The 14566-nt window shown below is 58.8% G+C and carries 15 protein-coding genes; all 15 read right to left on the bottom strand.

What is annotated here, in order from left to right; genetic code table 11:
* The 15 genes from hisS to iscR all read right to left on the bottom strand — a co-directional run bounded on the left by hisS (position 1) and on the right by iscR (position 14538).
* Entirely contained in the window at positions 1-1278 is a 1278-nt protein-coding gene (gene hisS, locus G5182_RS00190; protein ID WP_005344864.1) for a histidine--tRNA ligase, read from the bottom strand.
* Between the two features lie 138 nt (positions 1279-1416).
* On the bottom strand, positions 1417-2532 hold the full coding sequence (gene ispG, locus G5182_RS00185) for a flavodoxin-dependent (E)-4-hydroxy-3-methylbut-2-enyl-diphosphate synthase (protein WP_227340754.1): 1116 nt from the start codon (positions 2530-2532) through the stop codon (positions 1417-1419).
* A gap of 10 nt (positions 2533-2542) precedes the next feature.
* Complete coding sequence (gene rodZ / locus G5182_RS00180) at positions 2543-3514, bottom strand: cytoskeleton protein RodZ (RefSeq protein WP_227340755.1); 972 nt, start codon at positions 3512-3514, stop codon at positions 2543-2545.
* Positions 3504-4295 (bottom strand): type IV pilus biogenesis/stability protein PilW, encoded by a 792-nt coding sequence (gene tapF / locus G5182_RS00175; protein WP_216953941.1) that lies wholly within the window; start codon positions 4293-4295, stop codon positions 3504-3506. Before tapF ends, rodZ begins: the two co-directional genes overlap by 11 nt.
* Positions 4296-4306: 11 nt before the next feature.
* Entirely contained in the window at positions 4307-5410 is a 1104-nt protein-coding gene (locus tag G5182_RS00170; protein WP_005344856.1) for a bifunctional tRNA (adenosine(37)-C2)-methyltransferase TrmG/ribosomal RNA large subunit methyltransferase RlmN, read from the bottom strand.
* Positions 5411-5577: 167 nt separating this feature from the next.
* Positions 5578-6006 (bottom strand): nucleoside-diphosphate kinase, encoded by a 429-nt coding sequence (gene ndk, locus G5182_RS00165; protein WP_005333805.1) that lies wholly within the window; start codon positions 6004-6006, stop codon positions 5578-5580.
* Positions 6007-6273: 267 nt separating this feature from the next.
* Positions 6274-7557 carry an aminopeptidase PepB gene (pepB, locus tag G5182_RS00160; protein ID WP_005359802.1) on the bottom strand — a complete coding sequence of 428 codons (1284 nt, stop codon included), beginning with the start codon at positions 7555-7557 and terminating at the stop codon, positions 6274-6276.
* Positions 7554-8858: an aminopeptidase PepB gene (gene pepB / locus G5182_RS00155; RefSeq protein WP_421254048.1), complete on the bottom strand. Its 1305-nt coding sequence runs from the start codon at positions 8856-8858 to the stop codon at positions 7554-7556. The genes pepB (G5182_RS00160) and pepB (G5182_RS00155) overlap by 4 nt, the downstream gene beginning before the upstream one ends.
* A 173-nt stretch (positions 8859-9031) precedes the next feature.
* On the bottom strand, positions 9032-9370 hold the full coding sequence (gene fdx, locus G5182_RS00150; protein ID WP_005333808.1) for an ISC system 2Fe-2S type ferredoxin: 339 nt from the start codon (positions 9368-9370) through the stop codon (positions 9032-9034).
* A gap of 1 nt (position 9371) precedes the next feature.
* A complete protein-coding gene (gene hscA / locus G5182_RS00145) occupies positions 9372-11219 on the bottom strand; it encodes a Fe-S protein assembly chaperone HscA (protein WP_005351033.1) in 1848 nt (615 codons plus the stop codon).
* 28 nt (positions 11220-11247) lie between these two features.
* A complete protein-coding gene (gene hscB / locus G5182_RS00140) occupies positions 11248-11766 on the bottom strand; it encodes a co-chaperone HscB (protein ID WP_227340758.1) in 519 nt (172 codons plus the stop codon).
* A gap of 236 nt (positions 11767-12002) precedes the next feature.
* Positions 12003-12326 (bottom strand): iron-sulfur cluster assembly protein IscA, encoded by a 324-nt coding sequence (gene iscA / locus G5182_RS00135; protein ID WP_005333812.1) that lies wholly within the window; start codon positions 12324-12326, stop codon positions 12003-12005.
* A gap of 15 nt (positions 12327-12341) precedes the next feature.
* Positions 12342-12725 (bottom strand): Fe-S cluster assembly scaffold IscU, encoded by a 384-nt coding sequence (gene iscU / locus G5182_RS00130; protein ID WP_005333813.1) that lies wholly within the window; start codon positions 12723-12725, stop codon positions 12342-12344.
* A 41-nt stretch (positions 12726-12766) separates the two neighbouring features.
* Positions 12767-13981 carry an IscS subfamily cysteine desulfurase gene (locus G5182_RS00125; RefSeq protein WP_013723838.1) on the bottom strand — a complete coding sequence of 405 codons (1215 nt, stop codon included), beginning with the start codon at positions 13979-13981 and terminating at the stop codon, positions 12767-12769.
* A gap of 53 nt (positions 13982-14034) precedes the next feature.
* Positions 14035-14538, bottom strand: a complete 504-nt coding sequence (gene iscR, locus G5182_RS00120; protein ID WP_026035025.1) for a Fe-S cluster assembly transcriptional regulator IscR — start codon at positions 14536-14538, stop codon at positions 14035-14037.
* Positions 14539-14566: the final 28 nt, after the last annotated feature.

Below are 14566 nucleotides of genomic sequence, written 5' to 3'. Positions count from 1 at the left end.
TTACTCTCCTTTGGCTGCCAGCAGGGCAATGGCGGCGTCAACCTTGACGGTCTGTTGCTCGGCCTGACCACGCAGATATTTGATAGTGATCTCCCCGTTTTGCACCTCGGTTTCACCAAGGATCAGGGCGATTGCCGCGCCGCTCTTGTCGGCACGTTTGAGTTGTTTCTTGAAGTTGCCACCACCGCAGTGGCTCATGAGGCGCAGGTCCGGCAGAGCATCACGCAGACGCTCGGCCAGCTGGAAGCCAGCCTGCTCGGTCCCCTCGCCCACCATCGCCAGATAGACATCCACCGCCGGGCGGATATCGGCGTTGAGCTCGAGGGTTTCCAGCATCAGCACCAGACGCTCCATGCCCATGGCAAAGCCCACGGCCGGGGTCGGTTGACCGCCCAGCTGCTCCACCAGACCATCGTAGCGGCCACCGGCACAGACGGTACCCTGGGCACCCAGACTGCTGGTGACCCACTCGAACACGGTCAGGTTGTAGTAGTCAAGACCACGTACCAGACGCTCGTTCACTTCGTATTTGATACCGGCAGACTCGAGCAGGCGCTTGAGCCCCTCGAAGTGGGCCAGGCTCTCTTCGCCCAGATGGTCGAACAGACGCGGGGCCCCCGCCAGAATGGCCTGTACCTTTTCATCCTTGGAGTCGAGCACCCGCAGCGGGTTGCTGTACATGCGGCGCTGGCTCTCTTCGTCCAGCTGATCCTTGTACTGCTCCAGATAGGCCACCAGCGCATCGCGGTAAGCGGCACGCTCAGCGCTCTGGCCCAGGGTGTTGAGCTGCAGGGTGACATGCTCGCTGATGCCAAACAGACGCCACAGGCGGTGGGTCAGCATGATCAGCTCGGCGTCAATGTCCGGCCCGTTGATGCCAAACAGCTCGACACCGAACTGATGGAACTGGCGGTAACGGCCCTTCTGGGGACGCTCGTGACGGAACATGGGGCCCATGTACCACATCCGGCGTTCCTGGTTATAGAGCAGACCGTGCTCGATACCGGCACGGACGCAGCTGGCGGTCCCTTCCGGACGCAGGCTCAAGCTGTCGCCGTTACGGTCTTCAAAGGTGTACATCTCTTTTTCGACCACGTCGGTCACTTCACCGATGGCGCGCTTGAACAGATGAGTCTGCTCGACAATCGGCATGCGCACTTCGCTGTAGCCATAGCTGGCAACGACCTGGCGCAGGATCTGTTCAACCTTCTGCCATACCGGGCTCTGCTCCGGCAGGCAATCATTCATACCGCGAATAGCTTGGATCTGTTTTGCCACGTTGATACTCGAGAAAAAGAGGTAAAATTTGGCCGCATTATAGGGATTTTCCCCCCCAAGGTAAAATCAGGGAATCCGGATGCGGGATTTAAAATCAGTCACCTGGAAAAAGGGCCACCCAATGTGGCCCTGTTTCGCTTACTCCTTGTCCATCGGGATCCGGTTGGCGGGATCCAGCATGGCGGCGCGGGCGCGAATGCGGCGCTCCAGAGTTGGAATGAGATCCTTGTTGTCGAGCCGATCGACCCGCAGGCCCCCTTCATAGAAGGCACTCTTGTTGGCGGCACCCGCCAGACCAAGGTCGGAGACCAGTGCTTCGCCCGGGCCATTCACCACACAGCCGATGATGGAAACATCCATCGGGGTGATGATGTCTTCGAGCCGCTCTTCCAGCGCATTGACGGTAGCGATCACATCGAACTCCTGCCGTGAGCAGGATGGGCAAGCGATAAAGTTGATGCCACGGGAGCGAATACGCAGAGATTTGAGGATATCGAAACCGACCTTTACCTCCTCCACCGGATCCGCCGCCAGCGAGATACGCAGGGTATCGCCGATGCCGTCGGTGAGCAGCATGCCCAGACCGATGGCAGACTTCACCGCACCGGCACGGAAACCGCCCGCTTCGGTGATGCCAAGGTGCAGCGGCTGTTCAATCTGCTTGGCCAGCAGGCGATAGGCACCGACTGCCAGGAACACATCGGAAGCCTTGACGCTCACCTTGAAATCCTGGAAATCGAGGCGATCGAGATAGTCCACGTGACGCATGGCGGACTCTACCAGCGCTTCTGGGGTCGGCTCGCCGTACTTCTCCTGGATATCTTTCTCCAGCGACCCGCCATTGACCCCGATACGGATCGGGATATTGAGGTCGCGCGCGCAATCGACCACCGAGCGCACCCGCTGCTCATTGCCGATGTTGCCCGGGTTGATACGCAGGCAGTCGGCACCGTACTCGGCCACTTTCAGGGCGATGCGATAGTCGAAGTGGATATCGGCAACGATGGGGATGCGGGTCTGCTGCTTGATCAGCCGGAAGGCTTCCGCCGCTTCCATGGTGGGCACGGAGACACGGACGATATCGGCGCCGACCCGCTCGATCCGCTGGATCTGCTCGATGGTGGCGGCGACATCTGTGGTCTTGGTGTTGGTCATGGTCTGCACGGTAATGGGGGCATCGCCCCCAACCGGTACATTACCAACCATGATCTGTCTGGATTTACGACGAATGATGGGTGATTCGTGAGAAGACATGGGAAACAGATTACTCCTGCGGCAGTGAGAAGCGGGCTGTACGACCGTTGTTGTAACGGCTCATATCAAACGACTGACCCTTGTAGTCAAGCTTGACGGCCATGGGCGCGCCAATGATGAACTTCAGGGGCTCGGCGCCTTCCAGCACCAGCTCGTCGTTGGCCTTCTTCAGACCACTGAACAGGGTCTTGCCGTTGGCATCCTTCACATCCAGCCAGCAATCGGCGGTGAAGCTCATCTTCAGTTGCGGCGCAGTCGCCGGATCAACGACAGCCTCTTCAGATTCGGTGCCATTGGCGCCGGATACCGCAGCATCGGTCGCAGTGCCGACAGCCGCGCTGACATCGGTCGGGGCAACAGCCGCAGAAGCAGGCGCCAGGGTAGCAGTCGCATCGGAGACCACCGCGGGGGCAGTCACGTCAGTGGCGGCAGGTGCGATGGCAGCGCCTTCCACCGGGGCGGTGTTGATCGCATCGGGCTGCGTGATAGCCGGTTCAGCCGGAGTCGAACCGGTTGCACTCATCTCGGTGGCTGCCAGGGCTTCATCACCGGCGGAGCGGCGTGAAGTACTCTGCCACCACCAGGCGACCGAGAGCGCAATCAACACCAGAATAACCAGCCAGGTGGCTACCTTGAGCCGATTGTCGTTGGCTTGCTGGCGAGAGCGACGGGAGAAGCTCTGCATGTCGATATTGTCGGGAGGAGTCAGACCCAGCTTGTCGTAAGCGGCCAGAATGGTCTCTTCCGGGATCCCGACCAACTTGGCATAGGTACGCAGATAGCCCCGAATAAAGGTATGGGACGTATGTTTGTCGTAGGTATCCGATTCGATGGCGGCGATCAGGGTCAGACGAAGGTGAATGCGGGACGCAACCTGTTCTCGTGTCCAGCCAAGCTGTTCACGGGCATTGCGCAGCAGCTGGCCTGGACCTGCTGCCTGGGAATCGTCTTGTTGGAAATCGTGTGGCTGTTCAATAGTCATTGGCTAAATAACGCTTGGCTTGTTGCGAAGTGGGATATTGCCTTACCAGCTCAGTCCCGAATTGGTGAAGTAATGCCGGCTTGTCCATTGCCTGTGCCAATCTGAGTCTCAACCAGAGACTCTCCTCATTCTCGTCTGACACATCGGCAAAACGGGCGAGGTAGGACTGCACATCAGGCAGCTTGCCATCTTTCATGGAAAGCTCGGCCAAGTCCAGCAATAACCTTGGATTGCCCGGATTATACCCCAAGGCCAGGAGATAGTACTCGGTTGCTTTATCATTTCTGCGATTTTGCAGGGCACAAAGTGCCGCATTTTCATAGGTATCGGCAATCTTCACATAGCCTGGTTGAATAACAGCCTGGTTGAATGCCTTGTCTGCCTCATCATAACGGCCACGATCACAGAGGAAGGCGCCATAGTTGTTCATTGCGTCAGCATTGGACGGATCCATGGCAAGGGCGTTCTTGTAATGCTCTTCAGCCGCCTTGAAATCCCCCACCCTCTGGTAGAAGTAGGCAAAACCGATCTGCACTTGAGGATTGGAGGGGTCATACTGGAGGGCGCGATCAAGATTGAACTTGGCCTGCTCGGCATTGCCCTGACGTAGGTACTGGATACCCAGGTCGAGGCGGGTTTGGGCAGCCGCCTTGAGGTCAGGACCCACTTCACGCTGGGTCGAGTTCTGGCCAGCGTAAGTGGTCTCGGTCACACAGCCTGGCAGCGCGCAGAGCGCTGCCACTACGATCAATGTACGTGTATCCATTCCCTGTCTATACAATGGCTTAGCATTTAAACCATTTTGACGGAAATCCCATCCTGTTGCATCCGATTTTTGATAGTTCGCTTGGTACGGTCAATCACGTCACCCACCAGCTGACCACAGGCGGCATCGATGTCATCACCACGGGTCTTACGGACAATCACGGTGAAACCGTACTCCATCAGCACCTTGGAGAAGCGATCGATACGGCTGTTGCTCGGCTTGCCGTAAGGGTTGCCCGGGAAGGGGTTGAACGGGATCAGGTTGATCTTGCTCGGAGTGTCCTTGAGCACCTTGGCCAGCTCGTGCGCATGCTGCATATCGTCATTGATATGATCGAGCAGCACATACTCGACGGTTACCCGACCACCGTTGGCGTTGGATTTGGCCAGGTAGCGACGGACACCGGCGAGGAACTCCTCGATGTTGTATTTGTCGTTGATCGGCATGATCTCTGAACGCAGCTTGTCGTTCGGGGCGTGCAGGGAGATAGCCAGCGCCACGTCGATCTGGTCGCCCAGCTTGTCCAGCGCAGGTACCACGCCAGAGGTGGAGATGGTCACCCGGCGCTTGGAGATGCCAAAGCCGTAGTCATCCATCATCAGACGCATGGCGGGCACCACGTTGGCGAGGTTGAGCAGCGGCTCGCCCATCCCCATCATCACCACGTTGGTGATGGGACGCTTGCCACCGACCACACGGGCAGCACGCCACACCTGACCGATGATCTCGGAGACTTTCAGATTGCGGTTGAAGCCTTGTTGAGCCGTGGAGCAGAACTTGCACTCCAGCGCACAGCCAACTTGAGAGGAGACGCAGAGGGTCGCGCGGTCATCTTCCGGGATGTAGACGGTCTCGACCTCCTGATCGCCCACCTGCAAGGCCCACTTGATGGTGCCATCGGCAGAGCGCTGCTCGCGGCTGATCTCGGGCGCCTTGATCTCGGCGATCGCCTTGAGGCGCTCTTTGAGCACCTTGTTGACGTTGGTCATCTGATCGAAATCATCACACCCAAAGTGATAGATCCACTTCATGACCTGATCTGCCCGGAATGGCTTCTCGCCCAGTTCGACGAAAAAGGCACGCATGGCATCCCGATCAAGATCCAGCAGGTTGATTTTTGTTTCGCTCATCAATGGCCTCAGTTCAAACACTTCATCAATTATTGGCTGACGACGTCAGGGGGCGGCATTGTACAAATAATGGGTCTGGCTTTCCACCTGGAGAATAGAGGGATATTGCGTAAACGGCGAAAACAACAAAGGGAGCCGAGGCTCCCTTGGGTCATCATCCACAAAAATCAGCCGCGCGGGCAGATCTCGTTGTCAGAGAAGAAGTAGGCAATTTCGCGGGCAGCGGATGCCGGTGCATCGGAGCCATGTACTGCGTTGCGATCGATGCTCTCGGCATAACAGGCACGCAAGGTACCAGCCAGCGCCTCTTTCGGGTTGGTAGCACCCATGATCTCGCGATTGCGACGGATGGCGTCTTCCCCTTCCAGCACCTGTACCATGACAGGGCCAGAGGTCATGAAGCTGACCAGATTGTCATAAAAAGGCTTGCCCTGATGCTCGGCATAGAAACCGGCAGCCTGTTCACTGCTCATGTGCAGCATTTTGGATGCCACCACTTTCAAGCCTGCGCTTTCGAAACGGCTATAGATGGCACCGATCAGGTTCTTGCTGACAGCATCCGGTTTAACGATAGAGAAGGTACGTTCGATGGCCATTGATATCTTTCCTTAACTACAGAGTTTTATTGTTAGAATCCATGTTCGCTGGCGATTATACGTAAACAAAAACCGGAAAAACACACAAACAAGCAACTTTTTATTAAACATCACTCCCTTGCAATCAACATCCACACTCATCTTGACCGAGCAGAGCCGGAAAATATGTGCGCTTGCGCACGATAGTTACCTTAAGCCGCCAAAACCCCATCTTTTGTTCACAATTCGAACAGCATGAAAAAGGCACCCGAAGGTGCCTTGTCTCGCCTATTTGGCTTCCGCCAGCAAGGCCCGCGCTATGGTGCGCATCCCCAGAGTATTAGCTCCCGGCGCCCAGAGGGCATCGCCGTTGTCACTGAAGCAGGCGGCCAGATCGATATGCAGCCAGCCCATCCCTTCGTTGGCAACGAAACGGGAGAGGAAACCCGCCGCGTTGGAGGCGCCACCCGGCCCGCCCCCCTTCACCGGACGGCTGTTGGCCGTGTCGGCGTAATGGGAAGGGCACTGCTGGCGGTGCCAGGGCTCCAGCGGCAACGGCCAGGCTGGCTCATGCTCGGCATCGGCATAGGTCATGGCCCGACTTACCAACCCTTTGTCGAGGCCGAACAGAGCATTGTAGCGCCCACCCAGCGCCATCACAGCAGCGCCGGTCAGGGTCGCGGCATCGATGATCAGCGGTGCGCCGGACTCGCTCGCCAGTTGCAAGCCATCGGCCAGCACCAGCCGCCCTTCGGCATCGGTATTCACAATCTCGACTGTGGTACCGTTCTTGTAGGTGAGGATGTCGCCCAGCTTGTAGGCGTGGCCGGAGACCAGGTTCTCGGCGCAGCAGAGGATCAGCTTCACCCGCTTGTCGAGCCCGCGCAGCATGGCCAGCGCCAGCGCACCGGTGACAATCGCCGCGCCCCCCATGTCGCACTTCATGGTGAGCATCCCCTCGGAGCTCTTCATGGAGTAGCCGCCGGAGTCAAAGGTGATCCCCTTGCCCACCAGCGCTGCTGCCACCGGCGCCTTGGGGTCACGCCCCGGGTTGAAGTCGAGCTCCAGCAATACCGGTTCGCGCGCACTGCCGCGGCCCACCTGATAGAGGCCGACCCAGCCCGCCTGTTGCAGCGCTTCGCCTTTCAAAATGCGATGACTCACCTTGTCCGGCGCCAGCTCGGTAATAAAAGAGGCAGCTTCCACCGCCAGCTCCAGCGGGCCCAACTGCTCCGGGGTGGCATTGGTCATCTCGCGCACCCAGCGGCCGCAGAGCCAACGCGCTTCCAGCTCCTCTCTGTCCTCTTCCGAGGACATGGCCCACTGCAGTTGCACCTCCGCCTTGGGGGTTTGCAGCCCTTGGGCAAAAGCCCACTGCTGTTCACGCTCCCAATGACCAGCCAGGGTCACTTTCTGGATCCCCTGCTGGCAGAGGCGACGGGCCGCTTGCTGGATATCGAGCAGCGGATTGGCCGTCACCAGATGGATCACCATGCCGTCGGCACGGTGAGAGAGCAGCGCCCCCTCCCCCCACTCGGCCGGTGCAAATTCACGACTTAACCAGACATTCATGCGGTCACCTCCTGCAGCCAGCGGGCGATGGTACGCAGACCGTGCCCCTTGGCGCCGGTCGCCCAGAGATCGTTGCCCGATTTCTGATAGGAGGCTGCCAGATCCAGATGCACCCAACCCTTGCCCTCATCACGCACGAAGCGGGAAAGGAACGCAGCAGCCGTGGTGGCACCGGCCGTACCCTCTGCCGAGGCGACGTTGCCCAGATCGGCAAAGGCCGAGGTGAGCTGGCTGGCATGCCAGGGTTCCAGCGGCAGCGCCCACGCCTGTTCGTTTTCCACCTTGGCGGCGGCCAGCGCACGCTGCTGTTCGGTCTCATCGAGGGCAAACACCGCATTGTAGTCGCGCCCCAGCGCCATCTTGGCGGCGCCGGTCAGGGTGGCTGCGTCAAGGATATAAGCTGCACCGCTGTCGGAGGCCGCCATCAGGCCATCGGCTAGCACCAGACGCCCTTCCGCATCGGTGTTCTGGATCTCGACCGAAATGCCGTTTTTGTAGGTAAGGATGTCGCCCAGCTTGAAGGCGTGGCCGGAGACCAGGTTCTCGGCGCAGCAGAGAATGAGCTTCACCCGCTGGTTCAGACCGCGGCTGATAGCCAGCGCCAGCGCACCGGTCACCATGGCCGCGCCGCCCATGTCGGACTTCATCGGCAGCATGTTGTCAGAGGACTTCATGGAGTAGCCACCGGAATCAAAAGTGATCCCCTTGCCCACCAGCGCCGCCACCACGGGCGCATTGCGATCACCGGTCGGGTTGTAGTCAAGCTCCAGCAGCACAGGCTCGCGCTCGCTGCCACGGCCAACCGACCAGATCCCGATATGGCCGGACTCGCGCAGCGCTTCACCGGCGGTGATGCGAGCTGTAACCTGATCCCCGGCCAGACCACGAATGAGCAACAGGGCCGATTCCGCCAGACTCATGGGGTAGATCTCTTCCGGACAGCCATTGGTGATGTCACGTACCCAGCGAGCCGCCTTGAGCAGCGCCTCCAGTTCACGTGCTTCCGCGTCGCTCTGCTGGCCGAAATCCAGTTCACGGGCTCCCTTGGCGGCGTAGAACCCCTGGGCGAACGCGTAGCGACGCTCCAGATCCCAGCCTTCACCGACCAGCGTCACCCGCTTGCTCCCGCTCGATTCGAGGCGACGGGCGGCGCGCTGAACGGTGCGCAGAACATCCTTCTCCTGACCGGCGGCACCAAGATGGATCAGTGCCTCGTCGCCATTGAAACTGAGCTGGGCGCCCTCGCCCCAATAGGCGGCCGCAGCCTGGGTGGATAACGCTACCTTCATCATGTCAGCCATCGTGTTTGCTTCCTTTTTACTGGCACTATGTATAAGCACTCTTTATGGGAAAGAGCTTATTGGCAAAGAGAGAATAACGAATACAAAAAAGGCCGTGCCCCCGAGGGTCACGGCCTTCCACCATATCACTGAAGCACCACAGGATGCTGCACGTGCAATTCACTCATGTGTAATTAATGGCGTTCAGAGGCAAGGTTCAGGGTGTACTTGGGCAGTTCCACCACCAGATCCTCGTCCGCCAGTTTTGCCTGGCAACTGAGACGAGATTCCGGCTCCAGCCCCCACGCCTTGTCCAGCATGTCGTCTTCCAGCTCGTCACTTGGCTCGAGCGAGTCAAAGCCCTCGCGCACCACGCAGTGGCAGGTAGTGCAGGCACAGGATTTCTCGCAGGCGTGCTCGATTTCGATACCGTTGCGCAGCGCCACATCCAGAATAGTCTCGCCGCTTTGCCCCTCGAGGGCGGCGCCATCCGGACAGAGTACGGGATGAGGAAGAATGATCAGTTTTGGCATATTACACCTTGTTGACGTTTTGTCCGGTCAGCACCTTGCGGATGGAGGCGTCCATCCGGCGGGCTGCAAACTCGCCACTGACAGCATCGGCTGCCTCAATGGCTTCTTTGATTTGATGGGTTGCACCGCTGTTGCGCATGGTCAGCAGATGGGCGATGGCGGCATCAATCTCGGCACGCTCGGCAGCATTGAGCAGGGCATCGCCATCGGCGGCCAGCGCCGCATTGAGACTCTCGACCACCCGGTCGGCTTCAACCTGCTGCTCGGCCAGCATGCGGGCATCCATATCCTGCTGGGCGTTCTCGATGGAGGCACTCAGCATGTTGAGGATATCCTGCTCCGCCAACCCGTAAGAGGGCTTGACCTGGATCTCGGCCTGCACGCCGGAGGATTTCTCCATGGCGCTGACCGAGAGCAGCCCATCCGCATCCACCTGGAAGGTGACGCGAATATGGGCGGCGCCGGCAGCCATCGGCGGAATACCGGTCAGGGTAAAGCGGGCCAGGGAGCGGCAATCGGCCACCAGCTCGCGCTCGCCCTGTACCACATGTATCGCCATGGCGGTCTGACCATCCTTGAAGGTGGTGAACTCTTGGGCGCGGGCAACCGGAATGGTAGTGTTGCGCGGGATCACTTTCTCGGCGAGGCCACCCATGGTCTCCAGACCCAGCGATAGCGGGATAACGTCCAGCAGCAGCATCTCGGCATCGGGCTTGTTGCCCACCAGAATATCGGCCTGGATGGCGGCGCCGATGGCGACAACCTTGTCCGGATCGATGCTGGTCAGCGGCGTACGCTGGAAGAACTCGCCCACCAGTTCACGCACCAGCGGCACCCGGGTGGAGCCACCGACCATCACCACTTCCAGCACTTCCACCTGCTCGAGACCGGCATCGCGCAGGGCGCGGCGACAAGCCAGCAAGGTCCGTTTCACCAGCGGGGTGATGAGTTCATCAAACTGGCTACGGCTCACTGAACCCTGCCAGCCAGCAAAGGTGCACGCCACCTGCTCGGCATCGGTCAGGCCGTGTTTGACGGCAGCGGCCACATCCAGCAGCTCGCGCTGCAGATGGGCATCCAGCTCACCGGAGAGGCCCGCTTGCTCCTTGATCCAGTCCGCCAGCAGGTGATCAAAATCATCACCGCCGAGGGCGGAATCGCCGCCGGTCGCCATCACTTCAAACACACCGCGGTGCAGACGCAGGATGGAGATATCGAAGGTGCCGCCCCCCAGATCGTAAACCGCGATCACCCCTTCCTGACCGGAGTCAAGGCCATAGGCAATCGCGGCCGCGGTCGGCTCGTTGAGCAGACGCAGTACGTGCAGACCGGCCAGACGGGCCGCATCCTTGGTCCCCTGACGCTGGGCATCATCGAAATAGGCGGGCACGGTAATGACCACGCCATCGAGATCGCCCCCGAGAGTCTGGGCGCCACGCTCGGCCAGCTTTTTGAGGATTTCGGCCGAGACCTGCACCGGATTGACCAGCCCCTGACGGGTTTGCAGTTGCGGCATGCCATTGTCGGCGGCAACAAACTGGTAAGGCTGCTGGCGGGTATCGATATCGGCCAGCGCCTTGCCCATCATCCGTTTGACCGAGACGATGGTGTTGTGAGGATCTAGCGCCGCTTCGCGCTTGGCATCAATCCCCACTCGAATGGCGTCGCTTTGATAGTGCACCACCGACGGGAGCAGGTCGCGCCCTTGCTCATCGCAAAGGGTATCGGCGTGACCGCTGCGAACCGCAGCGACGAGAGAGTTGGTGGTGCCGAGATCGATGCCGACGGCACGTTTGTGCTGATGAGGAACAGCGCTCTGGCCGGGTTCGGCGATTTGCAGTAATGCCATGGGTAATGAAACTTCCAGCGTTAAAGGATCAAGACTCGAGAAGCGAGTCTTCGAATCGTTCCAGCTCTTCGAGGAGCTTGTCGACAAACTTGAGTTTGCGAACGCAATCAGCGGCAACGAGATCTCTGCCGGCGGCAAGAGACTCGGTCAGCTGCTGCATCAACATCTGGTGATCATGCCTGATCTCGCTGCGAAAATCCTTGATGGCGCACTCAGGGTCGGCGTCATCTTTCAGATCGGCCAGACGCTCGCGCCACTCCAGCTGCTGCATCAGAAACGCGCTATCTTGCAGAGTCTGCTGTTCACCACGGATATCGGTGCCACGCAGGGAGAGCAGATATTCGGCACGGCGCAGCGGCGCCTTGAGGGTGGTGAATGCTTCGTTGATCTGGGCGGCACGTTGCACCGCAGCCAGCTGCTCCCGTTCGGGGGCGGTGGCAAAACGATCAGGATGGAATTGGGTTTGCAGCTGGCGGTAGGTATCAGCCAACTGACGGGTATCGAGCTCGAAGCCTTCAACCAGCCCAAACAGCTCGAAATGATTCATGCAAACCTCTTGGAAACGTTCGTCACAACCTCACTCGCCCCTGGCAAATGAGATGTGGTTGAACGGGTCATGGACAACCCGCTCAACCACAGACGAAGGATCATTGACGTCAAACGACTCAGACACTGAAGCTTTCGCCGCAACCACACTCGCCTTTGGCGCATGAGAAGGTATTGTTGAACTACGCATATCTGACCCGTTCAACAACAGACGAAAGATCATTCACGTCAAACATCTCAGACACTGAAGCTTTCGCCACAACCACACTCGCCTTTGGCATTGGGATTGTTGAATTGGAAGCCCTCGTTGAGGCCCTCCTTGACGAAATCCAGCTCGGTGCCATCCAGATGGATCAGGCTCTTGGCATCGACAATAATCTTGACGCCCTGCTGCTCGAACACCTGATCCTCATCGGTCAGTTCATCAACGAACTCAAGCACGTAGGCCAGACCGGAGCAGCCGGTGGTTTTGACGCCGAGGCGCAGGCCAATGCCCTTGCCCCGGTTAGCCAGAAAAGAGGAAACCCGTGCCGCGGCGGCATCTGTCATGGTAATAGCCATACTGCTCTCCGGCGCTTAGAGACCTTTCTTCTGCTTGTAATCGGCGATGGCGGCCTTGATGGCGTCCTCAGCCAGAATGGAGCAGTGGATCTTCACCGGTGGCAGGGCCAGCTCTTCAGCGATATCGGTGTTCTTGATGCCAGCCGCTTCGTCCAAGGTCTTGCCCTTGACCCATTCGGTCACCAGGGAGCTGGAGGCGATAGCAGAACCGCAGCCGTAGGTCTTGAACTTGGCATCTTCGATGATGCCTTCGTCGCTGATCTTCAATTGCAGCTTCATCACGTCGCCACAGGCGGGCGCACCGACCATGCCGGTTGCAACACTGGGATCATTCTTGTCAAAACCACCGACGTTGCGAGGATTCTCGTAGTGGTCGATTACTTTTTCACTGTAAGCCATATCTCACTCCTGCTAATTCTGTTGCTCACTGACCAGATAGATCAGTGATGAGCCCATTCGACCGTGTTCAGATCGACGCCGTCTTTGTACATCTCCCACAGGGGGGACATCTCGCGCAGACGACCGATGGAGTCACGAATAAGCTTGACCGCGTAGTCAATCTCTTCCTCGGTGGTGAAGCGACCCATGCTGAAACGGATGGAGCTGTGTGCCAGCTCGTCGTTCAGGCCCAGTGCGCGCAGCACATAGGAAGGTTCCAGGCTGGCGGAGGTACAGGCCGAACCGGAAGAGACCGCCAAATCTTTCAGCGCCATGATGAGGGATTCCCCTTCCACATAGGCAAAGCTGACGTTGAGGTTGCCCGGAACACGCTGCTCAAGATCGCCATTGATGTAGACGGCTTCAATATCCTTGATGCCATTCCACAGACGCTGGCGCAGTGCCAAGATACGCTCGCCTTCACTCACCATCTCTTCTTTGGCGATGCGGAAAGCTTCGCCCATCCCGACGATCTGGTGGGTCGGCAGAGTACCGGAACGCATGCCGCGCTCGTGGCCACCGCCATGCATCTGAGCTTCCAGACGAACGCGGGGTTTGCGGCGAACAAACAGCGCACCGATCCCTTTCGGACCATACACCTTGTGCGCAGAGACGGAGAGCAGATCCACTTTCAGCGCTTCCACATCGACCGGGATCTTGCCCACACTCTGAACAGCATCCACGTGTAGCAGGATCTTGCGGGAACGGCACAACTCGCCGATGGCGGCAATGTTCTGAACCACGCCGATTTCGTTGTTCACATGCATGATGCTGACCAGGATGGTGTCATCACGCATGGCATTCTCGATCATCTCGATAGTGAACAGGCCGTTGGGCATCGGCTCAAGATAGGTCACCTCGAACCCTTCACGCTCCAGCTGGCGACAGGTATCGAGCACCGCCTTGTGTTCGGTCTTGGAGGTGATGATGTGCTTGCCCTTGCTGGCATAGAAGTGGGCAACACCCTTGATGGCCAGGTTATTGGATTCGGTCGCACCGGAAGTGAAGACGATCTCGCGGGGATCGGCACCGATCAGATCTGCCACTTGATTACGGGCCAGATCCACCGCCTCTTCGGCTTGCCAGCCAAAGCGGTGAGAACGGGAAGCCGGATTGCCGAACAGGCCATCCATGGTGAGACACTGCATCATTTTTTCTGCGACACGCGGGTCCACCGGACAGGTTGCCGAATAATCAAGGTAAATAGGCAGTTTCATGTTTTTCTCCGTCACAGTCCGGGTCATACAGAGTCCCGCTGTGGAAAGCACGTTTATAGTTGGACTTTCAAGCTCACATCGCCGTGTTCTGCCCGATCAACCAGGGACAACACGGTCTTCATTTGTTCATCTTGCTTGCCGGCAATGCGGCGCACATCGGCCTGGCGTACCAGCTCGGCCAGCGTGATATCCCCAAGGAAACTGGAGATCCGCTCACTCAGATCACGCCACAGGGAGTGCGTCAGACACTGGGTACCGCCGTGGCAGCCGCCCTTGCCGAGACACTTGGTGGCATCGACCGACTCATCGACCGCGGTGATCACCTGACCAACCGAAATCTCGCCTGGGGCCAACCCGAGGCGATAACCACCACCCGGGCCACGCACGCTGCTCACCAGACCATGTTTGCGCAGGCGGGCAAAGAGCTGCTCGAGATAGGACAACGAGATGCCCTGGCGCTCGGAAATATCGGCAAGGGGGACGGGCCCCTGCTCTGCATGCAGCGCCACGTCGAGCATGGCGGTTACAGCGTAACGTCCTTTTGAAGTCAGTCTCATGTGCCTTACCGTCTTGCGAAGCAATTTA

Source organism: Aeromonas sp. 600948, assembly GCF_049174875.1.
GTDB lineage: Bacteria > Pseudomonadota > Gammaproteobacteria > Enterobacterales > Aeromonadaceae > Aeromonas > Aeromonas veronii_A.
Note: the sequence above shows the minus strand (reverse complement) of the source record. Positions and strands in the feature narration are given on the sequence as shown.

What these genes read in the sequence shown, in the direction of transcription:
- G5182_RS00125 (WP_013723838.1), bottom strand. Translation starts at nt 13,981, where the DNA reads ATGAAACTGCCTATTTACCTTGATTATTCGGCAACCTGTCCGGTGGAC.
- pepB (WP_005359802.1), bottom strand. Translation starts at nt 7,557, where the DNA reads ATGAATGTCTGGTTAAGTCGTGAATTTGCACCGGCCGAGTGGGGGGAG.
- ispG (WP_227340754.1), bottom strand. Translation starts at nt 2,532, where the DNA reads ATGTCTTCTCACGAATCACCCATCATTCGTCGTAAATCCAGACAGATC.
- iscR (WP_026035025.1), bottom strand. Translation starts at nt 14,538, where the DNA reads ATGAGACTGACTTCAAAAGGACGTTACGCTGTAACCGCCATGCTCGAC.
- rodZ (WP_227340755.1), bottom strand. Translation starts at nt 3,514, where the DNA reads ATGACTATTGAACAGCCACACGATTTCCAACAAGACGATTCCCAGGCA.
- hscA (WP_005351033.1), bottom strand. Translation starts at nt 11,219, where the DNA reads ATGGCATTACTGCAAATCGCCGAACCCGGCCAGAGCGCTGTTCCTCAT.
- iscA (WP_005333812.1), bottom strand. Translation starts at nt 12,326, where the DNA reads ATGGCTATTACCATGACAGATGCCGCCGCGGCACGGGTTTCCTCTTTT.
- hscB (WP_227340758.1), bottom strand. Translation starts at nt 11,766, where the DNA reads ATGAATCATTTCGAGCTGTTTGGGCTGGTTGAAGGCTTCGAGCTCGAT.
- fdx (WP_005333808.1), bottom strand. Translation starts at nt 9,370, where the DNA reads ATGCCAAAACTGATCATTCTTCCTCATCCCGTACTCTGTCCGGATGGC.
- iscU (WP_005333813.1), bottom strand. Translation starts at nt 12,725, where the DNA reads ATGGCTTACAGTGAAAAAGTAATCGACCACTACGAGAATCCTCGCAAC.
- G5182_RS00170 (WP_005344856.1), bottom strand. Translation starts at nt 5,410, where the DNA reads ATGAGCGAAACAAAAATCAACCTGCTGGATCTTGATCGGGATGCCATG.
- ndk (WP_005333805.1), bottom strand. Translation starts at nt 6,006, where the DNA reads ATGGCCATCGAACGTACCTTCTCTATCGTTAAACCGGATGCTGTCAGC.
- pepB (WP_421254048.1), bottom strand. Translation starts at nt 8,858, where the DNA reads ATGGCTGACATGATGAAGGTAGCGTTATCCACCCAGGCTGCGGCCGCC.